Source organism: Haloferax sulfurifontis (assembly GCF_014635105.1).
Lineage (GTDB): Archaea > Halobacteriota > Halobacteria > Halobacteriales > Haloferacaceae > Haloferax > Haloferax denitrificans.
Genome location: NZ_BMCI01000004.1, coordinates 212,848 through 238,456, shown reverse-complemented (window position 1 = coordinate 238,456; position 25,609 = coordinate 212,848). Strand labels below are relative to the sequence as shown.

Genomic DNA, 25,609 nt, shown 5'->3' with positions numbered 1-25,609 from the left:
ACTTCGGGTTCTCGACCCTCCGGATTCTCGCGGTTTAAGAGCCAGCGGTCGGTGTTATCGGCGTGTCAGACGTCTAGGCGAGCGGAGTGAGAACGATGACAGCAACCACCGACGCCCGACCGGACGGCAGTCCGTCGACCGAGACTCGGTCCGACCGAATCGCGGAGACGCCGAGCGCCCACAGTACCCACCGCGAGCGGTTCGTCGCCGGCGCGTTACTGTTCGCGTTCGGCCTGCTCGCGCTCATGGGAATTATCACCGCCGAGACGACCGACTCGACCGCCACCGTCCAATGATGTGTCCGACTCGACCGACTCCGCCCGGTGACGCGCCCGACTCGGTCGCGGAAATCCCGACGATTTATGATTCACGACAGCGACCGACCGAGTATGTCCGCGTTCGAACTCCCCGGCCGACGCGAATCGTGGCTGACCGCGGCCGCGACGCTCGGCGGGTACGGTCTCATCCTCGCCGCGATGTTCCTCGCGCTGTTCGTCCTGCCGTACTTCGCGTTCGCCGCGTAGCCACTCGGCGGTCGGCGTCGCGCGAAAAGCGAAGTAGAATCGAAACCGAAACGAAACGCGACTCGCGTCGGTTACGCGAACGCGCGGGAGACTTCCGTCTCGTCCGAGGCTTCCTGCTGAATCTTCTCCCAGGCGTCGAGGAAGTCCTGCATGTATATCTCCGTGCGGTCGTCGCGGATGGCGAACATCCCGGCTTCCGTACAGACGGCCTTGATGTCGGCACCGGAGGCGTTGTCGGCCATCTCGGCGAGTTCGACGAAGTCCACGTCGTCGGAGACGTTCATCTTCCGGGTGTGAATCTGGAAGATTATCTCGCGGCCGTCCTCGTTCGGCTTGGGCACCTCGATGAGGCGGTCGAACCGGCCGGGGCGGAGAATCGCGGGGTCGAGCATGTCGAAGCGGTTGGTCGCCGCGATGATGCGGATGTTGCCGCGCTCGTCGAAGCCGTCCATCTCGGCGAGGAGTTGCATCATCGTGCGCTGGACCTCGGCGTCGCCGGAGGTCTTCGAGTCCGTCCGCTTCGATGCGATGGCGTCGATCTCGTCGATGAAGATGACGGCGGGCTCGTTCTCGCGGGCGACCTCGAACAGGTCGCGGACGAGCTTCGCGCCCTCGCCGATGAACTTGTGCACCAGCTCGGAGCCGGCCATCTTGATGAACGAGGCGTTCGTCTGGTTGGCGACGGCCTTGGCGAGCATCGTCTTCCCGGTGCCCGGCGGGCCGTAGAGGAGCACGCCCGACGGCGGGTCGATGCCGACCTTCTCGAACATCTCGGGGCGGTCGAGCGGCATCTCGACCGTCTCGCGGACCTCCTGCATCTGCTCTTCGAGTCCGCCGATGTCCTCGTAGGTCACGTCGGGGCTGTGTTCGACCTGCATCACGCGCGCCCGGACGTCCGTCTCCTTGTCGAGTCGCTTGACGATGGAGAGAGAGTTGTTCACGGCGACGCGCGCGTCGGGTTCGAGCTCCTCGCGCATCTCGTCTGTCACTTCGGTGAGGGCCTCTTGGTTGTTACCGTGCTGCTTGATGATGACCCCCTCGTCGGTGATTTCCTGAACCGTCGCAACGAAGAGCGGCGACTGCTTGAGCTTCTTGTTCTCGTGGGTAAGGCGCTCGAGCTTCTGTTGATACTTGTTGTTCTCGGCGTTCGTGTCGAGGAGCTTGTCGCGCATCTCCTCGTTTTGCGTTTCGAGAACTTCGAGCCGCTCTTGAAGGGCGGTGATCTTCTCCTGCTGCGACGCCGAGTCCTTATCGTAGGGGAGATCGACGTCGTCCACAGTATCGGTCATCATCCGGCATAGGGTGCAGGTTCATAAGAGGCTTCGGGTGTGTGAGGGATTCGCCGCCTAGGGCGCGTCTGCCGCCCGGATGACGAGTCTGACGCGCGTCACATAAATTCCCTCTAGTAATATTCATGGATAGCAAATATTATCTAATAGCATCGCTTGGTGTCTCGTACGATGAGTACTACGGAAGCAGTCGAACGCGAGTCCGAACCCGACGCAGACGACCGCTGGGCGTCGGTTCGGGACATGCCCCCGAGCGCGAAGTTGGTCGCGAAGATTCTCGACTACGAGGACACGCTCACCCAGAGCCAGATCGCCGAGGAATCGCTTCTGCCCCCGCGCACAGTCCGCTACGCGCTCTCTCGGCTGGAAGACGAGGGCGCGGTCGACTCCCGGTTTTCGTTCTCCGACGCGCGCAAGCGGCTCTACACGCTCAACATTTAAATCCGAACGCGCGGCCACGACGGCACATGTCTTCGCCCACTCCCGACGACGTCGGCCGCGCGCTCTCCGCGCTCGCCGACGCCGACGCCGATATCGACGACCGACCCGAGTCGCGCCCGCCCGCCGAGGTCGTCGCCGACGCGCGTGACGCCTTCCAGTCGCTTTCTTCTGCCGCCCGCTTTCTCTCCGACGGCGGCGAACTGACGCTCCGCCGAGCGGTCGGTGAGGCCGCTCGACGCGGACACCACGACTGCGCGCGTCGTGGGCGGGCGCTCATCGCGGACCTCGACCGACTCCGCATCGCGCTCGCGGACGCCACCGACGAGTCGAACCGGACGTCTCGCGCCGCCGAGCGGCGACCGCGGGACGCCGACCACTTCCGCTCCGGTCGCACAACCGTTTTCAGCGGCGGTGGCGAACCGGGTGATAGATGACACGGGTGATACACACCGGCGACACCCACATCGGGTATCAGCAGTACCACTCGCCGGAGCGCCGACAGGACTTCCTCGACGCCTTCGAGCGGGTCGTCGCGGACGCGCTCGACGGCGACGTCGACGCGGTCGTCCACGCGGGCGACCTCTACCACGACCGCCGTCCCGAACTCCCCGACCTCCTCGGGACGCTCGCCGCGCTCCGCCGCCTCGACGACGCCGGGATTCCCTTCCTCGCCATCGTCGGCAACCACGAGTCGACCCGCGGGGGCCAGTGGCTCGACCTCTTCGAGCGCCTCGGACTGGCGACGAGGCTCGGACGCGACCCCCACGTCGTCGGCGACGTGGCCTTCTACGGGCTCGACCACGTCCCGCGCTCTCGCCGCGACGAACTCGACTACCAGTTCGACCCCGTCGACGCCGAGCGCGCGGTGCTCGTCGCTCACGGCCTCTTTACGCCCTTCGCGCACGCCGACTGGGAGACGGAAACCGTCCTCGCCGAGTCGAACGTCGACTTCGACGCGGTCCTCCTCGGCGACAACCACGTCCCCGACACCGCCGACCTCGACGGGACGTGGGTGACCTACTGCGGGTCGACCGAGCGCGCGAGCGCGAGCGAGCGCGACCCGCGCGGCTACAACCTCGTCGAGTTCGCGCCCGACGCGGTCGACATCCGCCGTCGCACCCTCGAAACGCGCCCGTTCGCCTTCGTCGAGGTCGACCTCGCCGGCGACGAGGGCATCGAGCGCGTCCGCCAGCGCGTCCGCGAGTTCGACGTCGAAGACGCGGTCGTCATCGTGGAACTGCGGGGCGAGGGCGACGCCGTCACGCCCGCGGCGGTCGAGTCGTTCGCCGTCGAGGAGGGCGCGCTCGTCGCCCGCGTCAACGACAAACGCGACATCGACGACGACGCCGACCTGGCGACCGACGTGACCTTCGCCGACCCCGACGACGCGGTGCGCGAGCGGGTCCGCGAGATGGGCCTGTCGAGCGCCGCCCTCGACGTGGACGAGACGGTCCGCGCGAGCAAGGTCGCCGACTCGAACGTCCGCGACGAGGTGCGCGAGCGCGTCGAATCGCTCCTCTCGGACGACCCCGACGCCTTCGTCGCCGCCGAGCGCGAGACCGAAGGTGAGGACGAAGGCGAGAATTCCGAAACCGTCGAAGACGTGGCAGTCGCTGAAGACGTTGAAGCCGCCGAAGACGCGACCGAGACCGACCCGGAGACGACCGCCGACACCGACTCGGAGGCCCCCGCGGACCCGGCGGCGAGTCGCGACAGTTTGCTGGGTGATTTCGCGTGAGGTTCACCCGCATCGCCATCCGGAACTTCAAGCCCTACGAGGACGCCGAACTCGACCTCAGAGACGGCGTCACGGTCATCCACGGCGTCAACGGCAGTGGCAAGTCGTCGCTCCTCGAAGCGTGTTTCTTCGCGCTCTACGGCTCGAAGGCGCTCGCGGGGACGCTCGAAGACGTGGTGACGACGGGCGCGGACGACGCCGAAATCGCGCTCGAATTCGTCCACGACGGCGGCGAGTACCGCATCGACCGCCGGATTCGCGTCTCCGGCGACCGCGCGACCACCGCGAAGTGCGTCCTCGAAGGTCCCGAGGGGACCGTCGAAGGCGCGCGCGACGTTCGCCGGCACGTCGCGTCGCTCCTGCGGATGGACGCCGAAGCGTTCGTGAACTGCGCGTACGTCCAGCAGGGCGAGGTCAACAAGCTCATCAACGCGACGCCGAGCCAGCGGCAGGACATGATAGACGACCTCCTCCAGCTCGGGAAGCTCGAAACGTACCGCGAGCGCGCCGGCAACGCCCGGCTCGGGGTCGAAGACGTGCTGACGAAAAAGCGGAGCGTCCTCGAAGACGTCGAGTCGCAAATCGAGGCCAAGGAGGACGCGGACCTCCACGCGACGCTCAACGCGCTCGAATCCGAACTCGACTCCCTCGACGAGGATATTTCGAACTACGAGGACCAGCGCGACAAGGCGAAGTCGGCGCTCGACGCCGCCGAGTCGACGCTCGACGAACACGCCGAAAAGCGGGATCGACTCGACGAAATCGAGGCGACAATCGAGGACCTGACCGCGAAGATCTCCGCGGACGAGACGAAGCGAGACGACCTCTCGGAGCGAATCCGCGAAATCGCCGCCGCCGCCGACGAACTCGAATCGGACATCGACGACGCCCTCGCTCGGGCCGACCTCGACGACGCGAGCGACGAGGCGATAGCCGACGCGCGCGAGGCGCTGTCGGAGCGCGAGGCGGAACTCCGCGACGACCTCTCGGAGGCGCGGACGCGGGCGCAGGCGTTCGAGACGCAGGCCGAGCGGCTCGCCGAGCGCGCCGACGACCTCGAATCGCGCGCCGCGGAGAAACGCGAGGCCGCCGACGCCGACGCGGAGACCGCCGCCGAGGCCGAGCGAGAGCTCGAATCGTTCCGCGAGACGCGCGCCGAGCTTCGGTCGTCGCTCGACGACGCCGAAGCGCGGTTCGAAGACGCACCCGTCGAACTCGGCGAGGCCGCCGACCTCCTCGAAGAACGACGGGAGGCGCGGTCCGACGCCCGCGAGTCGCTCGCGGAGACGGAGACCGAACTGAAGAACGCGCGCGAGCGGCTCGCCGAGGCCGAGCGCCTCCGCGACGCGGGCAAGTGCCCCGAGTGCGGACAGCCGGTCGAGGGGTCGCCCCACGTCGACGCCATCAGCGAGCGCGAGGCCGCGGTCGAGTCGCTGGAGGCCGACCGCGAATCGCTCGAATCGGCGGTCGAGTCGCGCTCGGCGGCCGTCGAGGCGGCCGAGGCGCTGGTCGAAGTCGAGAACCGCGCGAGTTCCCAGCGCGACAGACTCGACCTCGTGGACGAACGCATCGCCGACCGCGAGGAGACCGTCGAGAGCCGCCGCGAGGCCGCCGCCGAAAAGCGCGAGGCGGCCGCGGAACTCGAAGCCGAAGCCGAAGAGAAACGCGAGGCGGCGACGACGCAGGCCGAGCGGGCCGAGGAAGTCGCAGAGACGGTCGCATCGCTCGAATCCGACCTCGACGCCCTCGGCGACCGGCGCGACCGACTCGACCGCGTCGAGTCGCTGGTCGACGCGCGGGCCGAGAAAATCGACGCGCGGGACCGGCTCCGCGAGAAGCGCGAGACGCTCGCCGAGGTGAACCGCGAACGGCGCGAGCACCTCCGAGAGCGCCGCGAGCGCCGCGACGAACTCCGAGAGACGGTCGACGAGGAGGCGGTCGAGGGGGCGAGACAGCGCAAGCAGAAGGCCGCGGCGTACCTCGAACGGGTCGAAGACGAGGTGCTTCCCGAGTTGCGCGACGACCGCGACGAACTCCAGAGCCGCGTCGGCGGCGTCGAGGCCGAACTCGAACAGTTGGACGCCCTGCGGGAGCGCCGTGACCACCTCTCCGAGCGCGTGGACGCCCTCGAATCGGTCCACGAGGAGGTCTCGACGCTCGAATCGACCTACGGCGACCTCCGGGCGGAGCTTCGCCAGCGCAACGTCGAGGTGCTCGAACGGATGCTCAACGAGACGTTCGACCTCGTCTACGCCAACGACGCCTACTCGCGAATCCGGCTCGACGGCGAGTACGGGCTGACGGTGTTCCAGAAGGACGGCACCGCGCTCGAACCCGAACAGCTCTCGGGCGGCGAGCGCGCCCTGTTCAACCTCAGCCTCCGCTGTGCAATCTACCGGCTCCTCGCCGAGGGCATCGACGGCGCGGCTCCCCTGCCGCCGCTCATCCTCGACGAGCCGACGGTGTTCCTCGACGACGGCCACGTCTCGCGGTTGGTCGACCTCGTCGAGGATATGCAGAGCCGCGGCGTCAAGCAGATTCTCATCGTCAGCCACGACGACAAGCTGGTCGGCGCGGCCGACGACCTCGTCCGCGTGGAGAAGAACCCGACGACGAACCGTTCGACGGTCGAGCGGACCGACGCGCCGACCATCGAGGGCGCGCTCGCGGACGACTGAGGGCGGTCGCCCCTTCCTCGGCGCTTATTCGCTCGCCCGCAGGAGCTCGATTCCTTCTTTCGCGGCGTCGGTCGCCTCGTAGCCGCGCTCCCCGTAGACCGTGGCCTCGGCGACGAGGTCGGCGGCCCGGAACTCGGTCAAGAGGCCGTGGAGGTCGCTCTCGCAGAGGTCGTAGGCACCGAGGAGGTCGACCACGGGGAGCGGCCCGCGGTCGACGAGGTCGACGAGCAGGCCCAGACCGCGCTCGGTCGGGACCGCGACGAGGATTCGCCGGGCGGGTTCGGGGACGGCGCGCGCGGCGGTTTCGAGCGGGGACTCGCCGCTCACGGCTTCGAGGTCGTCGTTCGGTAGGTGTCGCTCCTCGCCGGTCTCCGGGTCGCGGACGCGGCTGGCGTCGCTCGACTGCTTGACGAGGAGGTACGTCCGGCCGTCCGGCCCGCGCACGGTTCGCATATGTGCCGGTGAAGGGCACAGTGACTGTTAGCGGTTGCGCTCGGGAGCGTCCGCGGCGGGGTCGTCCGCGTTGCCTGCGTCTTCGGTCGGTCCGCCGTCGTCCGCGTCATCTCCGTCGCTGTCGTCGCTGTCGTCGCCGTCCTCGTCCCGCCACTCGCCTCGCTTGAACTCCCGGTAGATGGAGTAGACGCGGACGAGCACGACCGCGCCGAACAGGAACAGGCCGCCGCCGAGGAGCGTGTCGCCGCGGAAGTAGACGAGCATCGGTCCCACCGTGAGTCCCGCGAGGCCGACGTTGGCGAGCACCACGCTCGCCCAGAACAGTCGGGCGACTTCGGGGTTCACGTCGGGGGAGAACTCCGGCGCATCGTCGCCCTCGCCGTTGGAGTCGTCGCCGTCGCCGGCGTCTTCGCCGGGGATGCGGACGCGGGGAATCGTCGGGAGGTCCTTTTCGGGGTTCCCCCAGCGGGTTTCCGGGTCCCAGCGGGCCTCGGGGTCGCCCCACCGTTTTTCCGGGTCGATTTTCGAGGCCATGTCCGCCGACGGACGCTCCGCGTCGTCGTCCACGTCGGCCGCGTCGGCGGCTGTTCCCTCGCGTCGCTCGTCGTCCGTCACGCTCGCGTCGAGACGCCGTGCCGAGAAAAAGTGTCCGTTTCGGCCGAGTCAGGCGCAGTCGTCGAGGCGCATCGAGCGCGAGGCCTCGACCCACGCGAGTGGGTTCTCCGCGTCGTAGAACACCACGCCACCGTCGATATCGTAGGATTCGACCGTCTCGGCTCCCGTCGGACCAGTCGGTCCGTCGCCGTCGATCGTGCCATCCCACCGCTCCGGAGTTGCGTGGTCGGTCATATCGTGTGACAAGGAATGTCATACATGGGTAAATGTCTTTCCGTGATTCGGGGTGCGGTTCGCGGAAACGCCGGGGTTTTTAGCCGCGCCGCCGAAGCGACTGCCATGACGCAGACGGGTCTGACCGACTTCGGGGGGAACGACGCCGACGGCGCGGGCGACGCGCGGCCTGACGAGGAGGCCGCCATCGTCGCCGGCGACGCCGGCCAGCACGTCTCCGACGTCATCGACACGGACGAGGTGCGGTTTCCCGACCCGGACGGGACGGTCGAACTGGCCGTCACGCAGGTCGACTACACCATCGAGGGCGCGGGCCGCGACGAGTACCCGGTGATTCACATCTTCGGTCGGACGGCGGACGACGAGACCGAGCACGTCCGCGTGCTCGGGTTCCGACCGTACTTCTACGCGCCCACTGACAGCCTCGACGACGACGCGCTCGACAAGGACGTAATCACCGGCACCGAGGACGGGTTCGAGAGTATTCGCGGCGAGGAACTGACGAAGATTTTCGGCCGCACCCCCCGCGACGTCGGCCAGATTCGCGACGAGTTCGACCACTACGAGGCGGACATCCTCTTTCCGAACCGCCTGCTTATCGACAAGGACATCAAAAGCGGCGTCCGCGTCCCCGCGCGCCGCCTCGACGACGGCGACGGGACGATTCAGATTCCCCACCAGGAGGTCGCGCCCGCGGAGGTCGACGCAAACCTCCGGGTGAACACCTTCGACATCGAGGTCAACGACCGGAACGGCTTCCCCGAGGAGGGCGAAGAGCCGATTATCTGTCTGACCAGCCACGACTCCCACCGCGACGAGTACGTCGTCTGGCACGCCGTCGCCGAAGACGGCCTCGGCAAGCGCCCCGACGCGTTGCCGAACTACGACTTTCTCGGCGAGGACGCGGACGTGGAGGTCCGGACGTTCGACGCGGAGGCCGAGATGCTCGACGCCTTCCTCGCGTACATCGAGGAGACCGACCCTGACATCCTCACCGGGTGGAACTTCGAGGATTTCGACGCGCCGTACTTCCTCGACCGGTTGGAGGAAGTCGACCCGACGACCGACCTGAACCTCGACTACAACCGCATGTCGCGGCTCGGCGAGGTCTGGCGCGGCGGCTGGGGCGGCCCGGACATCAAGGGACGCGTCGTCTTCGACCTGCTGTACGCCTACAAGCGCACTCAGTTCACCGAACTCGAATCCTACCGCCTCGACGCGGTCGGCGAACTCGAACTCGACGCGGGCAAGGAGCGCTACTCGGGCGACATCGGCGACCTCTGGGAGGAAGACCCCGAGCGCCTGCTCGAATACAACCTCCGCGACGTGGAGCTGTGCGTCGAAATCGACCGGAAACAGGACATCATCGCCTTCTGGGACGAGGTGCGGACGTTCGTCGGCTGTAAGCTCGAAGACGCGCCGACGCCCGGCGACACCGTCGACATCTACGTGCTCCACAAGGTCCACGGCGAGTTCGCGCTCCCCTCGAAGGGGAAACAGGAGTCGGAGGACTACGAGGGAGGGGCCGTGTTCGACCCCATCACCGGCGTCAAGGAGAACGTCACGGTGCTCGACCTGAAGTCGCTGTACCCGATGTGCATGGTGACCATCAACGCGTCGCCCGAGACGAAAGTCGACCCCGAACACTACGACGGGGAGATGTTCCGCGCGCCCAACGGGACGCACTTCCAACAGGAGCCTGACGGCATGATTCGGGAGATGGTCGACGAACTCCTCACCGAGCGGGAGGAGAAGAAGTCGCTACGGAACTCCCACGACCCCGGCTCGTCGGAGTACGAGCAGTTCGACCGCCAGCAGGCCGCGGTGAAGGTCATCATGAACTCGCTGTACGGCGTGCTGGGCTGGGACCGCTTCCGCCTCTATGACAAGGAGATGGGCGCGGCGGTGACGGCGACCGGCCGGAAGGTCATCGAGTTCACGGAGCAGGCGGCGAACCAAATCGGCTACGACGTGGCCTACGGCGACAGTGTGACGGGAGATCGCCCGGTCGTCGCCAGAGATCCCGGTGGGACTGTTCGAATCCTTCCTATCGAGGACTTGTTTGCTCGCGGAACGACTGAATCTGAGGTACTCATCGCTGCCGACGGGGACGTCGTCGCAAGTGCCACTCCCGGGAAGACTCGCCGAGCGCTCGACGGGTGGGACGCCCTCTCTGTGAACGAAGATGGAGAGGCGGAGTGGCAACCGATTGCGCAGGCGATTCGCCATAAAACGGACAAACCGGTGGTGAACCTCCAACACAAGTTCGGTGAGTCGACGACGACGAGAGACCACTCGTACGTCGTCCCCGGTGAAGACGGCCTCACAACTGTCTCTCCGGACGACGTGGCGGAGCCGTATCGCGTCTCCGGGGTGCCCGACGTCGAGCCTGTCGAGCAGGTCGACGTCTACGAGGTCCTTCGTGGGTACGAACGCGAGTACGAGGACGGACGGAGCGTCGGGAGCGATAATTCGATAACGAAGCGGAAACAAATCCACGCGGACGACGAGTATGTCTGGTTCGGCCACGAGCACCACCGAGACGTCGACTCGACCGTCAAAGTCAAACGATTCGTCGATATCGACAGCGAAGATGGTGCAGCACTCATTCGGCTCCTCGGTGCGTACGTCCCTGAAGGAAGCGCATCCACTGGCGAGACGGCGACGTCGAAATTCGGGGCAAGTATCGCTGAATCCGACCGTGAGTGGCTAGCGCAACTCCAGCGAGATTACTCTCGACTGTTCGAGAACACGACCGCCGGTATCATTACGAGCGACCGACAAGCGGAGCGAACCGTCGAGTATCAAACGGACACAGGCGGTGCGTCGGTCACGTACAATGACGAGACGCTGAAACTGCAGATGATGAACGAACTCGCGGCTGTGTTCTTCCGCGAGTTCGCAGGACAGACGTCGCGTGGTAAACGGATTCCTTCATTCGTCTTCCACCTTCCTGAGGAGAAGCAAGACCTGTTTCTGACGTTGCTCGTCGAAGGCGACGGGTCCCGCGAATTCCCACGATACACCGAAGCGTACGCACAGCGGAACTTCGACTTCGAGACGACGAGCCGAGAACTTGCTGCCGGTCTCTCGATGTTGCTCACGCAACGGGGGCAAAAACACTCGATCAAGTATCGCAACAGCAAAGACTCGTACACTATTCGGACGTGTGGCACCTACCGGAAAGGCCGAGACCCCGTGCTGACCGAAGTCGACCACGACGGCTACGTGTACGACCTGAGCGTCGAAGAAAACGAAAACTTCGTCGACGGTGTTGGAGGTATTGTCCTTCACAACACCGACAGCGTCATGCTCGAACTCGGTCCCGGCGTGTCGAAACAGGAGGCCATCGAGCAGTCGTTCGACATCGAGGAGCACATCAACGCCGCCTACGACGACTTCGCGCGCGACGAGTTGGGCGCGGACGAACACCGCTTCCAAATCGAGTTCGAGAAGCTCTACCGGCGGTTCTTCCAGGCGGGGAAGAAAAAGCGCTACGCGGGCCACATCGTCTGGAAGGAGGGCAAGGACGTCGACGACATCGATATCACGGGCTTCGAGTACAAACGGTCGGACATCGCGCAGATAACCAAAGAGGTCCAGAAGGACGTCATCGACATGATCGTCCACGGCGAGGACACCGAGGTCATCAAAGACTACCTCCACGACATCATCACCGACTTCGAGGCGGGGAACCTGCCGCTCGAACAGGCCGGCATCCCCGGCGGCATCGGCAAGCGCCTCTCGGCGTACGAGACGCCGACCGCACACGTCCGCGGGGCGCAGTACGCCAACGCGTTCCTCGGCACGAACTTCGGTCGGGGGTCGAAGCCGAAGCGGGTCTACCTCAAGAAGGTCCACCCGTCGTGGTTCCGCGAGATGGAGGCCGGCGAGTTCGACCCGCAGGTCGACGACCTCTACCGGGAGTTCAAGCGCGACCCCGACGTCATCTGCTTCGAGTACGCCGACCAGATTCCCGAGGAGTTCGAAGTCGACTGGGAGACGATGCTCACAAAGACGCTCGAAGGGCCCATCTCCCGCGTCATCGAGGCGCTCGGGATGTCGTGGGACGAGGTGAAAAGCGGGCAGGAACAGACCGGCCTCGGCAGTTTCATGTGAGCGTTCGCAACGGGGACTCACGAAACCACATTTGGTTACATAGTCGGCGGGACCGTAACGGTGTTCGGCTGTCCGAAACCCGGACGCGTGTCGCGAATCGCTCCGATTCTTTGCGGATTTGAAAACAAATTTTCTTTCTGCAAAAGGTGGCGGGGGTGAATGCGCAAGCATTATGGGCGATACTCCCCACCCTTCGAGTACGAGGCAACGAACCAACGATGGCAACTCTCGAGATCAAGAACCTCCACGCACGAGTCGCGGAGGAAGACGGTGAGCAGATTCTGCGAGGTGTCGACCTGGAAGTCAAATCCGGTGAGATCCACGCGCTGATGGGTCCCAACGGCTCCGGCAAGTCTACGACTTCTAAAATCATCGCCGGACACCCCGCCTACGAAGTAACCGACGGAGAAATCCTCCTTCACCTGGAGGACGACGACTTCGGCGACGTCGAAATCCCGGACGACGCCCGCACGTGGAACCTTCTGGAACTGGAGCCGAACGAGCGCGCCGCGCTCGGTATCTTCCTCGGCTTCCAGTACCCCGCGGAAATCGAGGGCGTCACCATGACGAACTTCCTCCGCACCGCGCTCAACGCGAAAATCGACGAGCGCGAGGAGCTCCTCTTCGGCGAGGACGACGAGGAAGAAGAAGCGGAAGCCGGCTACGACACCTCCCCGATGGAGGGTAACGTCGACGACGGCGAAGTCGGCGTCGCCGAGTTCCAGAAGCTCCTCAAGGAGAAGATGGACCTCCTCGACATGGACGAGAAGTTCATGCAACGCTACCTCAACGCCGGCTTCTCCGGCGGCGAGAAGAAACAAAACGAGGTCCTTCAGGCCGCGATTCTCGAGCCCTCGATTGCGGTGCTCGACGAGATCGACTCCGGTCTCGACATCGACCGCCTGCAGGACGTCTCGAAGGGTATCAACGCACTGCGCGACGAGCAGGGCACGGGTATCCTCCAGATCACTCACTACCAGCGTATCCTCGAATACGTCGAGCCGGACCACGTCCACATCATGCTGGACGGCAAGGTCGTCAAGAGCGGCGACGCCTCGCTCGCGTCCGAACTCGAAGACAAGGGCTACGACTGGGTCCGTGAGGAAGTGTACGAAGCCGCGTAATCCCCCAACATCATGAGTTCCGACCAAGACCACCTCAAAGAGACAGACACGGAAGCTCGCTTCGAGTTCAAGAAGGAGCAGAAGGCCGCGTTCGTGGCCGAGAAGGGTCTCACCGAAGAGACCATCCGCGTCATCTCGGAGGACAAAGACGAGCCCGAATGGATGCTCGAGCGCCGCCTTCGCGCGCTCAAGCAGTACCAGAAAATGCCGATGCCGACCGACTGGCCCGGCCAGCCGGACCTCTCCGAGGTCAACGTGGACGAAATCGTCCCGTACATCCGACCCGACGTGGAAGTCCGCGGCGGCGTCGACGACTGGCGCGACCTGCCGGACGACATCAAGGACACCTTCGACAAGCTGGGCATCCCGGAAGCCGAGAAGAACGCCCTCTCGGGCGTCGGCGCCCAGTACGAGTCCGAAGTCGTCTACCAGAACATGCAGGAGCGCTGGGAGGAGAAAGGCGTCGTCTTCATGAACATGGACCAGGCGGTCCAGGAGCACGAAGACATCGTCAAGGAGTACTTCATGACGAAGTGCGTCCCCCCGAGCGACAACAAGTTCGCGGCGCTTCACGGCGCTATCTGGTCCGGCGGCTCGTTCGTCTACGTCCCCGAGGACGTGACGGTCGAGATGCCGGTGCAGGCGTACTTCCGCATGAACTCCGAGGGCATGGGCCAGTTCGAGCACACGCTCATCGTCGCGGAGAAGGGCTCCGAAGTCCACTACATCGAGGGCTGTTCGGCTCCCAAGTACTCCGCGTTCAACCTCCACTCCGGCGGCGTCGAAGTGTTCGTCGGCGAGGACGCCCACGTCCAGTATTCGACCGTGCAGAACTGGTCGAAGAACACCTACAACCTCAACACCAAGCGCGCCATCGTCGAGAAGGGCGGCCGCATGGAGTGGATTTCGGGCTCGATGGGCTCGAAGGCCACCATGCTGTACCCGGCGTCGATTCTGAAGGGCCGCGGCGCCTCCGACAACCACATCACCATCGCCTTCGCGGGCGAGGGCCAGAACATCGACACCGGCGCGAAGGTGTACCACAACGCCCCCGAGACGAAGTCGACCATCGAGTCGAAGTCCATCTCGAAGGACGGCGGCCGCACGAACTACCGCGGTCTCGTCCACATCGCCAACGGCGCGAAGAACTCCTCGACCGCGGTCGAGTGTGACGCGCTCATGTTCGACAACGAGTCCACCTCGGACACGATGCCGTACATGGAGATCAACGAGTCGCAGGTCGACGTCGCCCACGAGGCGACCGTCGGCAAGATCGGCGACGAGGACATCTTCTACCTCCAGTCGCGCGGCCTCGACGACGACGACGCGAAGCAGATGATCGTCTCCGGGTTCATCGAACCCATCACGGAGGAACTGCCCATCGAGTACGCGGTCGAACTCAACCGACTCGTCGAACTCGAGATGGAGGGTAGCCTCGGATAACCAATGAGTGCGCAACTTCCCGCGAACCTGTCCGCAGAGACGGTACGAGAGATTTCGGACGCACGGGACGAGCCGGAGTGGCTCCTCGAGGCCCGCCTCGAAGCCCTCGAAGCACTCGACGAGCTCGAACTGCCGGACGTCATCCAGACGCCCGGTCGCCGCTGGACGAACCTCGAAGCGCTCGACTTCGAGTCGCTCGTCGACCCGCTGAACCAGGCCGACGAGACGACCCGCGAGTCGCCCGAGGGCGTCGTGGTCCTCCCCTTCACGGAGGCGCTCGACGAGTACGGCGACCTCATCGAGGAGCGCTTCGGCTCGGTCGTCAACCCCGAGACGAACTACCTCACGGCTCTCTCGGCGGCGCTTTTCACCACGGGCACGTTCATCTACGTCCCCGAGGGCGTCGACGCCGAGGACGTGAAGATTCGCGCCGAGATGAACTCTCGGTCGCTGTTCAGCCACACGCTCGTCGTCACCGAGAAATCCTCGTCGGTCACCATCCTCGAAGCCATCGAGTCCGGCGACAGCGTCGACGACGCGCGGTACTTCTCGAACCTCGTCGAAATCGACGCGGGCGAGAACTCGTACGTCCAGTACGGCTCCCTGCAGAACCTCGACGAGGAGACGTACACGTACTCGCTCAAGCGCGCCGACGCCGACACCTACTCGACGGTCAACTGGATCGAGGGGAACCTCGGCTCGCGGCTCACCCGGAGCGACGTCGAGACCGAACTCAACGGCGAGGCGTCGGAGACGAAAATCGTCGGCGCGTTCTTCGGTCACGACGACCAGCACCTCGACGTGAACGCCCGCGTCTGGCACAAAGCCGAGAACACGACGGCCGACCTCGTGACCCGCGGCGTCCTCGACGACGAGGCGCGCTCGGTGTACGAGGGCGTCCAGGACGTCGGCCGCGACGCGTGGAGCACGAACTCCTACCAGCGCGAGAACACGCTGATGCTCTCGGACCAGTCCGAGGCCGACGCGTCGCCGAAGCTCATCATCAACAACCACGACACCGAGGCGTCGCACGCCGCCTCCGTCGGGCAGGTCGACGCCGAGGACCTCTTCTACATGGTCTCTCGGTCCATCCCCGAAGAACAGGCCCGTAACATGCTCGTGGAGGGCTTTTTCGTCCCCGTCCTCGAAGAGATTGCCGTCGACGAGTTCCGCGACGATCTCGAGGAACTCATCGCGGCCCGCCTGCGGTAGTCCGACCGCTCCGCGGCGCGGCTTCGCCGACCGTTTTTTCGCCGTTTCGCCGACCGATTCTTCCCGCCTCGCCGACCCGCGAGGGAACCGCTTAAGTCGGTTACTCTCGGAGAGGTGTGTATGTACGTCGCGGGACCGTGTCTTCGAACGGTGAGGGGGACGAGTCCGTGAGCGTCGGGTATCAGGTCAGCTCGGACCACCAGCTCGCACGACTCCTCCAGATCGGTATCGTCCTCGAAGAGGTCGTGGAGGCGCGCGCCTACCACCACCACGAGGAACTCGACGAAGACGCGCTCGACGAGGAGATTCGGGCCCTGCTTTCGCACGCCGCCGAGGAGTCCGCGGACCACCGCGAACGCCTCGAAGCCGTCGTCGACCGGCTGGAGGTCGACAGCGTCCCCTTCGAGGAGATTGAGGCGCTGGTCGAGGCCCAGTACGGCCAGACGAAGCCCGAGGACTTCGACGGCGTTCTGTACGACCAGCTCTGTAACGAGGAGACCGCCTACAAGTTCTACGACGACGTCATCGAGGCCATCGAGGCGAGCGAGGCACAGTTCTCTATCGACCGCGAGGAACTCGTCGCGACGCTGTCGGCGATTCGCGACGAGGAGGCCGAGGGCGTAGAAGAAGTGACGCGAATCATGGAAGACCGCGAGTGAAACGATGAACACGGCAGACCAATACGTCAAGGCGATTTACCTGCTGCAGGAGATGGACAACGGCCCGGCGGCCACCGGCGCGCTCGCGGACATGATGGAGGTGAGTCCGGCGAGTGCGAACGAGATGATCGGCAAGCTCGAATCCCGTGGCCTCGCCGAACACGAGAAGTACAAGGGCGTCACGCTCACGGACGACGGCATCGTCCGCGCCCGCGACGCGCTCCAGACCTACTGCATCATCGAGCGCTTCCTCTCGAACGTCCTCGACGTCGAGGAGTTCCGCGCGGAGGCCCGCGAGCTCGAACCCGTCATCGACGGGATGATCGCGGAGCGACTCGACACCATCATCGACCGCAACTCCGACTGTCCCGACTGTTTCGACCCCGAGACCGACGCCTGCGAGTATCTCGACGTGTGCGGCGCGGAACCCGAGACGGAGACGGAAGCCGCCGATTAGTCGCCGACGCGACCGACCGGAACCGAAGCGTTTTCATTTACCAGCGGACAACCGACGAGTGGACGACATCACCGAAGTCCCGTGGTGTAGTGGCCAATCATAGCGGCCTTTGGATTGGTACGGTTCAATGCGTGCCGAGAAGACAGCCGCTGACGGCGGTTCGAATCCGCCCGGGACTACTAATTCTGTGGCGAACCGAACGGTGAGCCACGAATTTGTCACGGAAGGCGATTCGACACCCAGAAGACGAGAGGATTCGAGTCTTCGTGGTTCGAATCCGCCCGGGACTACTAATTCTGTGGCGAACCGAACGGTGAGCCACGAATTTGTCACGGAAGGCGATTCGACACCCAGAAGACGAGAGGATTCGAGTCTTCGTGGTTCGAATCCGCCCGGGACTACTCGACACTTCTCCGACGACCTACCGCGAAGAGCGTGGCGCTTCGCCGCCGAGCGATTTTTATCGGCACACAATGACAATACACTAACGTGTCTCTCCTGCACCCGGTGTCGGCCGCTCGCCACCTCGCGTACTCCCTCCACTACGCGCTCGTCCGGGCGAACTACGAGCGACGGCTCGTCGCCACGAAGAAACACGTCGGGCGGACGAGTTTCAGGAGCTACGAACTGTACAACCGCCACGGCAACGACGTGCTCTTACAGGCGCTGTTGCTCGGTCTCGACGACGGCGACGTGGTCGTCGACGTGGGCGCGAACACGGGAACCTACACCCTCGCGGTCGCGGCCAGCGAGCCCTCGGCGCGGGTGGTCGCCGTCGAGCCGCATCCCGAGGTCGTCGACCAGTTGTGGGCGAACGTCGAGGTCAACGACTTCGACGACCGGGTGGACCTGCTCGACTGCGGCCTCGGTGAAGCCGACGAATCGCGGGCGTTCCACCTGTCGAGCTACGACGAACTGGGGTCGTTCTCGCGGGACCACGCGAGCGCGTGGGCGGCGCGGGTCGTCGACACGGCGTCGGTGTCGATGCGGCGGCTCGACTCGCTCGTCGATTCTGGGACGGTCCCGCCGCCGGACCACCTGAAAGTCGACGTCGAAGGGTTCGGGCTGAACGTGCTCCGAGGGGCGGAAGCGGTCCTCGGTGAGCACCGGCCGACGGTGTATTTCGAACTGCACGACGCCCGCGGGAGCCACGACGAGGCGGCGGCGAAAGCGTTGCTCCGGGAGGCGGGCTACGAGCTGGTCCCGGTCCGCGAGGGCTGGGTGTGCGAGCCGCGGGCGCGGGCAGAAGCGTCCCGGTCCGCGTAGTCGCGGTCGAGGAGTCGATTCGACCGGCGACCGGCTATTCGAGGGCGAAGTTCACGCGCTCGTGCGCCGAGCCTTGGGTCGTCCGTCCGGTGACGGAGACCGCGCCGATGTCGCCCGTCGATGCGACGTGCGTCCCCGCGCAGGCGGTCCGGTCGAAGGGGTCCTCGGCGTCGCCGATTTCGACGATTCGGACCTCGCGAATCGAGTCCGGAAGCAGGTGCAGGCGGGTCCGCTCGGGGTCGAGCGTCGCCTCGGCCTCCTCGCGGTCGAGGCTGTACCACCGGACGGGGAGGTCGGACGCGACGAGGTCGTTCAGTCGCGTCTCGATAGTCCGGAGGTCGTCGTCGTCGAAGCGGTCGTAGGCGCAGTCGAGGCGCGCGCGGTCGGCGTACAGTTGGTTGCCCGTCGTCTCGGCGTCGAACTCGTCGAGGAGGACCACAGAGAGGAGGTGCTGAGCCGTGTGGTAGCGACTGTGCGCGCGCCGCCGCGCCGCGTCGACCCGCCCGGTGACGGTCGTTCCCGGTTCGGGCGCGTCGCCCGCGACGACGTGTTCGATTCGGTCGCGTTTCCGGACGTCGGTCACGTCCCAGCGCTCGCCGCCGGTCGAGAGCGTCCCCGTGTCGTGTGGTTGGCCGCCGCCGGTCGGATAGAAGTAGGTTCGGTCGAGGACGACGCGGTCGCTCCCGCGGACCGTCTCGACGGTCGCCTCGAACTCGTCTGTCGCCGCGTCGTCGAGGTATCGTGCGTCGGTCACGGCGGATACGATGCGGCTGGGCGAGTTAACTCTCTCCGATGTGGCACGGGTTCACACCACCGGCCACGAGACCCGGTCTGTTCGCCCGAGAGCACGGTTCCCGCGACTCAGGGTGTCGTAACGCCTAAGAGTGGAACGACCCTCATTCTGTGTAATGAGAATACGCACGTGCCAACACCGACGGAGGTTCTGCCGTGGGCGTTGAAATCAAAGAGTCGGCCGTCTCCGACGCGGAGTTCGAAGACATGAAGCGCTTCGTCTCGGATTATCTCTCTGCGAGCGTCGAAAACGAAGACGACGGCGGGCGGATGCGCTGGTACCCGTGGCACTCCGCGGAGTACCGGTTCAACCACATCCTCAACGTCGTCGACCTCGCGACGCGCATCGCCGACCGCGAGGGCGCGGACGTGAACGTCGTTCGCGTGGCCGCCCTCTTTCACGATATCTCGAAACTCGAAGCCGACCAGGACGTCCACGCCGAGGAGGGCGCTCGCGTCGCCCGCGAGTTCCTCAGTAGCCACGGCGACTACCCCGAGTCGTTCGTCGACCAGGTGTGTCAGGTCGTCTCCGACCACTCGTATCAGGGGTCGCTGACGGACGTGTCGCTGGAGACGCGCTGTCTCATCGAGGCCGACATCCTCGACAAAATCGGCGCGAACGGTACCGCGCTGATGCTCCTGCGGATGGGCTACGAGGCCCGGACCCACATGGACGCCGCCGAGATGGTCGAGCGCGTCTTCGAACGCGGCCGCGACGCCTCCGCGCGACTCGAAACCGACACGGCCCAGAGCTTCGCCCACCAGCGGCTCAAACGCGTCAAGTGGTTCCGCGAGTGGCTCGAAGACGAGGTCCCCGAGATGGACCACGACGGCCAGTTCGGCGGCTGAGTTCGTCTGGTTCGCCGCCTCGCCGCCTCGGTTCTTCGAGCGAATCACCTCGCCTCAGAGCGTATCGAGAATCGAGAGCACGCGCTGTTCGGCGTCGCGGCCGGGGTCGTGTTCGGAGCCGTCGCGGTCGCTCTCGCGGTGGTCGGCGACCGACCGGCGCATCGCCTCCTCGACGGGAGTGGACCCCCAGCCGAGGCTGGCGAGTTTGTCCGTCGAGAGGACGTGCGGGTAGTCGCGGTAGAGGATGAAGTCGTCCATCGAGAGGTCGGCCGCGGCGAGTTCGCGCTCGCCCGCGTGGACGACCTCGACGTCGGTGCCCGCGGCGTCGGCGATGACTTCGACCATCTCTTCGAGCGTGACGAGCCGTCTGTCGCCGACGTTGTAGGCCTCGCCGGCCTCGCCCTCCTCGGCGACGACGCGCATCGCGCTCGCCACGTCCTCGACGTAGGCGCGGTGCCAGACGTTCGTCCCGTCGCCGGGGACGACGACGCGGTCGTAGTTCAGCACGCGGTCGATCCAGTAGTCGAGGCGCTCGGTGTAGTCTTCGGGGCCGTAGACGATACACGGGCGGACGGACATCGCGTTGATGTCCCGCGAGGCCGCCTCGAAGACGACCCGGTCGCCCTCGGCCTTTCGCGGGCCGTAGCTCGCGCCCGAGTCGTCCGCCGCCTGCTCGTCGGTGCAGTCGCAGAGCGCGGTCTCGTTTTCGCGCTTCGGGATGACCTCGCTTCCGTAGGCCGCGCCGCTGGAGATGTAGACGTAGGCGTCCACGTCGGCGAAGATATCGACCGCCGAAGCGACCTCGGCGGGCTTGTACGCCACGCAGTCGAACACCGCGTCGGGTTCGACGGTTAGCTTCGCGGTTCGGAGCGCCTCGTCGTCCGTTCGGTCGCCCTGCACGTGCTGGACGCGCGGGTCGTCCTCGAAGGGGTTGTCGTGGTTCCCGCGGTTGAAGATGGTCACCGCGTAGCCGTTATCGAGGAGTTCCGAGACGAGGTGGCGACCGATGAACCGGGTGCCGCCGATGACGAGTGCGTTGTCCATGTCTCGGTCGAAGGCGCGCGCGGTGAAAAACGTGAGAGAATCGGTTGCGGGTGCCGGGACCCGCTCGCCGGTCGCGGTTCGAGACGGACGGTCTCCGTTTCAGTCGTCGCTGGTCGTCGCCGCGCCGACCCTGTCGGCTCCGGCGTCGACGATTGCGCCCGCCTTGGCGGGGAGTTCGTTCCGAACGTCCTCGCGGCCGTCTTCGGCGATGACCTCGGCGTACGCGTCGGGCATCACCTTCACGAAGTCGCCGAGGACCGACTGCCAGTCGTCGAGCAGTTCGGCCGCGCGGTCGGAGTCGGTGTACGTGAGGTGGTTCTCGACGAGTCGGGTGAGCATCGCCTCGTCCTTGTCGTCGAGGTGGTCTTCGAGCGTCACCATCTCGGTGTTCGCCTTCGCGGCGAACTCGTCGTCGGGGTCGTAGACGTAGGCCACGCCGCCGGACATGCCCGCGGCGAAGTTGCGGCCCGTCTCGCCGAGGACGGCGACGACGCCGCCGGTCATGTACTCACAGCCGTGGTCGCCGACGCCTTCGACGACCGCCTTCACGCCGGAGTTGCGGACGCCGAAGCGCTCGCCGGCGAGGCCGTTGACGTAGCACTCGCCCTGCGTCGCGCCGTAGAGGGCGACGTTGCCGATGAGGATGTTTTCGGCGGCCTCGTAGTTGGCCTCGGCGGGCGTGTCGACGATGACGCGGCCGCCCGAAAGGCCCTTGCCGACGTAGTCGTTCGCGGCCCCGGTGAGACGCATCGTGACGCCGCGAGCGAGGAAGCCGCCGAACGTCTGGCCGGCGATGCCGTCGAACTCACAGCGGATGGTGTCGTCCGGCAGGCCCTCGCCGCCGTGGGCGTTGGAGATGCGGTTCGAGAGCATCGCGCCGACCGCGCGGTCGACGTTCGAGAGGTCGCGGCGAATGACGACCGGCTCGCGGTTCTCGATGGCCTCGGCGGCCTCGTCGATGAGCTTGTGGTCGACGTGGGTTTCGATGTCCGCGTGGACCTGGTCTTCGGTCTTGCGGCGCGCGCCCGTCTTGGGTTCGGCCAGTACCGACGAGAGGTCGAGGTGCTTCGCCTTCTCGTGGTTCGTCTCGACCTGCCGGAGGAGCGACGGACGGCCGATCATCTCGTCGAGCGAGGTGAAGCCGAGGTCGGCCATGATCTCGCGGAGCTCCTGTGCGATGAACGTCATGTAGTTGATGACGTGGTCGGGCTCGCCGGGGAAGCGGCGACGCAGGTTCTCGTCCTGCGTGGCGACGCCGACCGGGCAGGTGTTCTCGTGACACTGACGGGCCATGACACAGCCGGAGGTGACGAGCGACGCGGTCCCGAAGACGTACTCCTCGCCGCCGAGGAGGGCGGCGACGGCCACGTCGCGGCCGGTCTTCATGCCGCCGTCGACGGAGACGCGGATGCGGGAGCGAAGCCCCGTCGCGCGGAGCATCTGGTTGGCCTCGGCGAGGCCGAGTTCCCACGGGAGCCCCGCGTTCTTGATGGAAGTCTTCGGCGACGCGCCGGTGCCGCCGTCGTAGCCCGAAATGTGGACCACGTCGGCTTTCGCCTTCGAGACGCCGGCGGCGATAGTGCCGATGCCGGCCTCGGAGACGAGCTTGACGTTGATGTCGGCGTCGGGGTTGGCCGACTTCAGGTCGAAGATGAGCTGTTTGAGGTCCTCGATGGAGTAGATGTCGTGGAGCGGCGGCGGCGAGATGAGGCCGACGCCCGGCGTCGCATAGCGGACGTGGGCGATCATCTCGTTTACCTTCTTGCCGGGGAGGTGGCCGCCCTCGCCGGGCTTCGACCCCTGGGCCATCTTAATCTGAATCTCGTCGGCCGACGAGAGGTACTGCGAGGTGACACCGAATCGGCCGGAGGCGACCTGCTTGACGTTACACTCCTTTTCGGTGCCGAAGCGCTCCGGCGGCTCGCCGCCCTCGCCGGAGTTGGACTTGCCGCCGATGCGGTTCATCGCGATGGAGTTGTTCTCGTGGGCCTCCGGCGAGAGACTGCCCAGCGACATCGCGGCCGTCGAGAAGCGCTTGACGATGTCCTCGACGGATTCGACCTCGTCGATGTCCACGGGCTCGCGGTCGGAGTCGAATTCGAGCAGGCCGCGGAGCGCCTTCAGCTGTTTCGACTGGTCGTTGACCAGTTCGGCGAACTCCTGGTACTTCTCGTAGTCGCCGGTGCGGACGGACTGCTGGAGCGTGCCGACGGTCTGGGGGTTCCAGCCGTGGTGGATGCCGGCCGAGCGGTTCTCGTACTCGCCCTGCCGTTCGAGCTTCGGATCCGCGCCGAAGGCGGCGGCGTGGCGGGTCAACAGGTCCTCCTCGATGACGTCGAGGCCGATACCCTCGGTGCGGATTTCGGTGCCCTCGAAGTACTCGGCGACGAAGTCGGAGTCGAGGCCGACGGCTTCGAAAATCTGCGCGCCGCGGTAGCTCTCGACCGTCGAGATGCCCATCTTCGCCATCGTCTTGAGCAGGCCGTCTTCGAGCGCGTGGACGTACGCGTCGATGGCCTCGCCCTCGTCGGCCCCGTCGGGGCCGGCGACGATGTCCTCGATGGTCTGGTAGGCGAGGTAGGGGTTCACCGCGCCCGCGCCGTAGCCGACGAGCGTGGCGAGGTGGTGGACCTCGCGGGGGTCGCCGGACTCGACGACGAGGCCGGCGTGGTTCCGCAGGCCGTTGCGGACGAGGCTGTGGTGGACCGCGCCCGTCGCGAGCAGGCTCGGGATGGCGACGCGGTCGGGGCCGACCGCGCGGTCGGAGAGGACGACGATGTCCGCGCCGTCTTCGATGACCTCCTTGGCCTCCTCGCGGACGGCCTCGATGGCCTCCCGGATGTCGCCGCCTTTCTCGTAGGTGGTGTCGACGACGGCGCTCCGCATGTCGTCGTCGAGGTCCTTGATGGCCGCCGTCTCGGCGTCCGTGAGGACCGGCGAGTCGAGGACGAGCTGGCGCGCGTGGTCGGCCGACTCGTCGAGCAGATTCCGCTGGAAGCCGAGACGCGACTCCAGACTCGTCACGAGCTTCTCGCGGATGTAGTCGATAGGCGGGTTCGACACCTGCGCGAACAGCTGTTTGAAGTAGGTGAAAAGCGGGCGGTTGAGGTCAGACAGCACCGAAAGCGGCGTGTCGTCGCCCATCGAGCCGACGGGGTCCTTGCCGTCGCGGGCCATCGGCTCTATCATGTGGTTGAGCTGGTCGTGCGTGTAGCCGAACGCGGCCTGCGTCGCGCGGAGCGACTCGACCTGTCCGCGCGAGGTGGAGTCCACCTCGCCGGCGATGTCGTCGAGGTGGCGCTGTTGTTCGTCGACCCACTCGCCGTACTTCTCGTCGGTGAGGGAGTCGAACACCTCGGCGTCGGGGATGACGCGACCCTCCTTGGGGTCGGCCATGAAAATCTCGCCGGGCTGGAGCCGACCGCGGGATTCGAGCTCCGCGGGGTCGGTGTCGAGCGCGCCGACCTCGCTGGCGACGATGAGGCGGCCGTCGGTCGTCACCTCGTAGCGGCACGGACGAAGGCCGTTGCGGTCGAGGACGGCGGCGATGCGGTCGCCGTCGGTCGCGGCGACGAGCGCGGGGCCGTCCCACGGCTCGACCAGCGAGGCGTGGAAGTCGTACCAGTCGCGGCGCGCTTTGTCCATCGCGTCGTCGTTGCGGTACGCCTCGGGGATGAGCATCCGCAGGACGTGCGGGAGTTCGCGGTCGCTCTTGAGGAGCAGTTCGACCACGTTGTCCACGCTCGCGGTGTCGGACTGGTCGGCCTTCGTGATGGGCATGAGCGTCTCGATGTCGTCGCCGAAGGCCTCGTGCTGGAGGTCCGTCTCGCGGGCGCGCATCCAGTTGACGTTGCCGCGGATGGTGTTTATCTCGCCGTTGTGGATGACCTGACGGTACGGATGGGCGAGGTGCCACGCGCCGAGCGTGTTAGTGGAGAACCGCGCGTGAACGAGCGCGAGTTCGGTCGTCATCCGCTCGTCGCCGAGGTCGGGGTAGTAGTTCGGGAGCTGTTCGGCCGTGAGCAGTCCCTTGTAGACGATGGTCTTCCGGTCGAGCGAGCAGACGTAGAATCGTCCCGCGCCCTCGATGGCGAGGTCGTCGACCGCCTTCTCGGCGGCTCGACGCCCGAGGTACAGCGCGCGGTCGAACTCGTCTTCGGTCATCTCGTCGGCCGGCTCGACGAACAGTTGCCAGACGTCGGGCTCCGATTCGAGCGCGGTCGCGCCGAGCTCTGCGTTGTCGGTCGGCACGTCGCGCCAGTCGAACACGGACAGTCCGCGGTCGGCCAGCGACTCCTCGACAACCGCCGAAACGCGCTCGCGGACTTCGTCGTCGGTCGGCATGAACACCGAACCGGCCGCGTAGAGGTCCGGAAGCTCGGATTCGAGAACGGAGTCGAAGAACTCGTCGGGTCGTTGGAACAGGATACCCGCCCCGTCCCCGGTGTTTTCCTCAGCGCCCGTGGTGCCGCGGTGCTCGAGGTTCTCCAGGAGTTCGAGGCTGTCTGCAACGACTCGGTGCGAGGCGCCGTTTTCGAGGTCTACGACGGCCCCAACGCCGCAGTTCGACCGCTCGTCGGTCGGGTCGGCTAACCCGCCCTGAGCGGAGGGTGCGTCTATGTGTGGCTTGGTCATACGCCAATGATGCGGCTACCACCATAAGCAACTTTTC

The 25,609-nt window shown here is 66.0% G+C and carries 21 protein-coding genes and 1 tRNA gene; 15 read left to right on the top strand and 7 right to left on the bottom strand.

The window, feature by feature from the left end; all coding sequences use genetic code 11:
- Positions 1 to 95 precede the first annotated feature (95 nt).
- Both IEV64_RS12710 and IEV64_RS19985 read left to right on the top strand, forming a co-directional pair.
- On the top strand, positions 96 to 296 hold the full coding sequence (locus IEV64_RS12710; RefSeq protein WP_229722618.1) for a hypothetical protein: 201 nt from the start codon (positions 96 to 98) through the stop codon (positions 294 to 296).
- A gap of 93 nt (positions 297 to 389) precedes the next feature.
- Positions 390 to 524, top strand: a complete 135-nt coding sequence (locus IEV64_RS19985) for a hypothetical protein (RefSeq protein WP_268237540.1) — start codon at positions 390 to 392, stop codon at positions 522 to 524.
- A 71-nt stretch (positions 525 to 595) separates the two neighbouring features.
- On the opposite strand, the gene pan1 is transcribed toward IEV64_RS19985, so the two are convergent.
- On the bottom strand, positions 596 to 1,813 hold the full coding sequence (gene pan1, locus IEV64_RS12705; protein WP_004971162.1) for a proteasome-activating nucleotidase Pan1: 1,218 nt from the start codon (positions 1,811 to 1,813) through the stop codon (positions 596 to 598).
- Positions 1,814 to 1,984: 171 nt separating this feature from the next.
- On the opposite strand from pan1, the gene IEV64_RS12700 reads away from it, so the two are divergent.
- Genes IEV64_RS12700 through rad50 form a run of 4 tightly spaced genes read left to right on the top strand, consistent with a single transcriptional unit; the run spans position 1,985 to position 6,670 of the window.
- Positions 1,985 to 2,254 carry a helix-turn-helix domain-containing protein gene (locus IEV64_RS12700; protein ID WP_004044086.1) on the top strand — a complete coding sequence of 90 codons (270 nt, stop codon included), beginning with the start codon at positions 1,985 to 1,987 and terminating at the stop codon, positions 2,252 to 2,254.
- 26 nt (positions 2,255 to 2,280) lie between these two features.
- Complete coding sequence (locus IEV64_RS12695; protein WP_188424024.1) at positions 2,281 to 2,688, top strand: DUF7966 family protein; 408 nt, start codon at positions 2,281 to 2,283, stop codon at positions 2,686 to 2,688.
- On the top strand, positions 2,685 to 3,992 hold the full coding sequence (mre11, locus tag IEV64_RS12690; protein WP_229722617.1) for a DNA double-strand break repair protein Mre11: 1,308 nt from the start codon (positions 2,685 to 2,687) through the stop codon (positions 3,990 to 3,992). Before IEV64_RS12695 ends, mre11 begins: the two co-directional genes overlap by 4 nt.
- Positions 3,989 to 6,670, top strand: coding sequence for a DNA double-strand break repair ATPase Rad50 (rad50, locus tag IEV64_RS12685; RefSeq protein ID WP_188424023.1), 2,682 nt, complete (start codon positions 3,989 to 3,991; stop codon positions 6,668 to 6,670). Before mre11 ends, rad50 begins: the two co-directional genes overlap by 4 nt.
- A 24-nt stretch (positions 6,671 to 6,694) precedes the next feature.
- On the opposite strand, the gene IEV64_RS12680 is transcribed toward rad50, so the two are convergent.
- Genes IEV64_RS12680 through IEV64_RS12670 form a run of 3 tightly spaced genes read right to left on the bottom strand, consistent with a single transcriptional unit; the run spans position 6,695 to position 7,972 of the window.
- Positions 6,695 to 7,123: a DUF7346 family protein gene (locus IEV64_RS12680; protein ID WP_007275083.1), complete on the bottom strand. Its 429-nt coding sequence runs from the start codon at positions 7,121 to 7,123 to the stop codon at positions 6,695 to 6,697.
- 27 nt (positions 7,124 to 7,150) lie between these two features.
- The gene (locus IEV64_RS12675; protein ID WP_188424022.1) at positions 7,151 to 7,738 is read right to left on the bottom strand and encodes a DUF7322 domain-containing protein; all 588 of its coding nucleotides are present in this window, start codon (positions 7,736 to 7,738) and stop codon (positions 7,151 to 7,153) included.
- Between the two features lie 48 nt (positions 7,739 to 7,786).
- Positions 7,787 to 7,972 carry a DUF7331 family protein gene (locus tag IEV64_RS12670; protein WP_004971156.1) on the bottom strand — a complete coding sequence of 62 codons (186 nt, stop codon included), beginning with the start codon at positions 7,970 to 7,972 and terminating at the stop codon, positions 7,787 to 7,789.
- A 105-nt stretch (positions 7,973 to 8,077) separates the two neighbouring features.
- On the opposite strand from IEV64_RS12670, the gene IEV64_RS12665 reads away from it, so the two are divergent.
- The 8 genes from IEV64_RS12665 to IEV64_RS12630 all read left to right on the top strand — a co-directional run bounded on the left by IEV64_RS12665 (position 8,078) and on the right by IEV64_RS12630 (position 18,252).
- Complete coding sequence (locus tag IEV64_RS12665) at positions 8,078 to 12,091, top strand: DNA polymerase domain-containing protein (RefSeq protein WP_188424021.1); 4,014 nt, start codon at positions 8,078 to 8,080, stop codon at positions 12,089 to 12,091.
- A gap of 218 nt (positions 12,092 to 12,309) precedes the next feature.
- Positions 12,310 to 13,215, top strand: coding sequence for an ABC transporter ATP-binding protein (locus IEV64_RS12660; RefSeq protein ID WP_007275080.1), 906 nt, complete (start codon positions 12,310 to 12,312; stop codon positions 13,213 to 13,215).
- 12 nt (positions 13,216 to 13,227) lie between these two features.
- On the top strand, positions 13,228 to 14,658 hold the full coding sequence (sufB, locus tag IEV64_RS12655; RefSeq protein ID WP_007275079.1) for a Fe-S cluster assembly protein SufB: 1,431 nt from the start codon (positions 13,228 to 13,230) through the stop codon (positions 14,656 to 14,658).
- A 3-nt stretch (positions 14,659 to 14,661) separates the two neighbouring features.
- A complete protein-coding gene (gene sufD / locus IEV64_RS12650) occupies positions 14,662 to 15,870 on the top strand; it encodes a Fe-S cluster assembly protein SufD (RefSeq protein WP_188424020.1) in 1,209 nt (402 codons plus the stop codon).
- Between the two features lie 167 nt (positions 15,871 to 16,037).
- Complete coding sequence (locus tag IEV64_RS12645) at positions 16,038 to 16,529, top strand: hypothetical protein (RefSeq protein ID WP_007275077.1); 492 nt, start codon at positions 16,038 to 16,040, stop codon at positions 16,527 to 16,529.
- Between the two features lie 4 nt (positions 16,530 to 16,533).
- Positions 16,534 to 16,986 carry a metal-dependent transcriptional regulator gene (locus IEV64_RS12640; protein ID WP_007275076.1) on the top strand — a complete coding sequence of 151 codons (453 nt, stop codon included), beginning with the start codon at positions 16,534 to 16,536 and terminating at the stop codon, positions 16,984 to 16,986.
- A gap of 75 nt (positions 16,987 to 17,061) precedes the next feature.
- Positions 17,062 to 17,165 (top strand) — tRNA-Gln (locus tag IEV64_RS12635).
- A gap of 328 nt (positions 17,166 to 17,493) precedes the next feature.
- Positions 17,494 to 18,252, top strand: coding sequence for an FkbM family methyltransferase (locus tag IEV64_RS12630; protein ID WP_188424109.1), 759 nt, complete (start codon positions 17,494 to 17,496; stop codon positions 18,250 to 18,252).
- A 34-nt stretch (positions 18,253 to 18,286) separates the two neighbouring features.
- On the opposite strand, the gene IEV64_RS12625 is transcribed toward IEV64_RS12630, so the two are convergent.
- Entirely contained in the window at positions 18,287 to 19,006 is a 720-nt protein-coding gene (locus IEV64_RS12625) for an alanyl-tRNA editing protein (protein WP_188424019.1), read from the bottom strand.
- 194 nt (positions 19,007 to 19,200) lie between these two features.
- On the opposite strand from IEV64_RS12625, the gene IEV64_RS12620 reads away from it, so the two are divergent.
- Entirely contained in the window at positions 19,201 to 19,893 is a 693-nt protein-coding gene (locus IEV64_RS12620; protein WP_188424018.1) for an HD domain-containing protein, read from the top strand.
- Between the two features lie 54 nt (positions 19,894 to 19,947).
- Here the strand turns inward: IEV64_RS12620 and IEV64_RS12615 are convergent, their stop codons facing one another.
- Positions 19,948 to 20,937 (bottom strand): NAD-dependent epimerase/dehydratase family protein, encoded by a 990-nt coding sequence (locus IEV64_RS12615; RefSeq protein ID WP_007275072.1) that lies wholly within the window; start codon positions 20,935 to 20,937, stop codon positions 19,948 to 19,950.
- Between the two features lie 99 nt (positions 20,938 to 21,036).
- Entirely contained in the window at positions 21,037 to 25,572 is a 4,536-nt protein-coding gene (gltB, locus tag IEV64_RS12610; RefSeq protein ID WP_188424017.1) for a glutamate synthase large subunit, read from the bottom strand.
- Positions 25,573 to 25,609: the final 37 nt, after the last annotated feature.

What these genes read in the sequence shown, in the direction of transcription:
- sufD (WP_188424020.1), top strand. Translation starts at nt 14,662, where the DNA reads ATGAGTGCGCAACTTCCCGCGAACCTGTCCGCAGAGACGGTACGAGAG.
- IEV64_RS12680 (WP_007275083.1), bottom strand. Translation starts at nt 7,123, where the DNA reads ATGCGAACCGTGCGCGGGCCGGACGGCCGGACGTACCTCCTCGTCAAG.
- IEV64_RS12665 (WP_188424021.1), top strand. Translation starts at nt 8,078, where the DNA reads ATGACGCAGACGGGTCTGACCGACTTCGGGGGGAACGACGCCGACGGC.
- IEV64_RS12710 (WP_229722618.1), top strand. Translation starts at nt 96, where the DNA reads ATGACAGCAACCACCGACGCCCGACCGGACGGCAGTCCGTCGACCGAG.
- mre11 (WP_229722617.1), top strand. Translation starts at nt 2,685, where the DNA reads ATGACACGGGTGATACACACCGGCGACACCCACATCGGGTATCAGCAG.
- IEV64_RS12670 (WP_004971156.1), bottom strand. Translation starts at nt 7,972, where the DNA reads ATGACCGACCACGCAACTCCGGAGCGGTGGGATGGCACGATCGACGGC.
- pan1 (WP_004971162.1), bottom strand. Translation starts at nt 1,813, where the DNA reads ATGACCGATACTGTGGACGACGTCGATCTCCCCTACGATAAGGACTCG.
- IEV64_RS12660 (WP_007275080.1), top strand. Translation starts at nt 12,310, where the DNA reads ATGGCAACTCTCGAGATCAAGAACCTCCACGCACGAGTCGCGGAGGAA.
- IEV64_RS12700 (WP_004044086.1), top strand. Translation starts at nt 1,985, where the DNA reads ATGAGTACTACGGAAGCAGTCGAACGCGAGTCCGAACCCGACGCAGAC.
- IEV64_RS19985 (WP_268237540.1), top strand. Translation starts at nt 390, where the DNA reads ATGTCCGCGTTCGAACTCCCCGGCCGACGCGAATCGTGGCTGACCGCG.
- IEV64_RS12640 (WP_007275076.1), top strand. Translation starts at nt 16,534, where the DNA reads ATGAACACGGCAGACCAATACGTCAAGGCGATTTACCTGCTGCAGGAG.
- sufB (WP_007275079.1), top strand. Translation starts at nt 13,228, where the DNA reads ATGAGTTCCGACCAAGACCACCTCAAAGAGACAGACACGGAAGCTCGC.
- IEV64_RS12695 (WP_188424024.1), top strand. Translation starts at nt 2,281, where the DNA reads ATGTCTTCGCCCACTCCCGACGACGTCGGCCGCGCGCTCTCCGCGCTC.
- gltB (WP_188424017.1), bottom strand. Translation starts at nt 25,572, where the DNA reads ATGACCAAGCCACACATAGACGCACCCTCCGCTCAGGGCGGGTTAGCC.
- IEV64_RS12615 (WP_007275072.1), bottom strand. Translation starts at nt 20,937, where the DNA reads ATGGACAACGCACTCGTCATCGGCGGCACCCGGTTCATCGGTCGCCAC.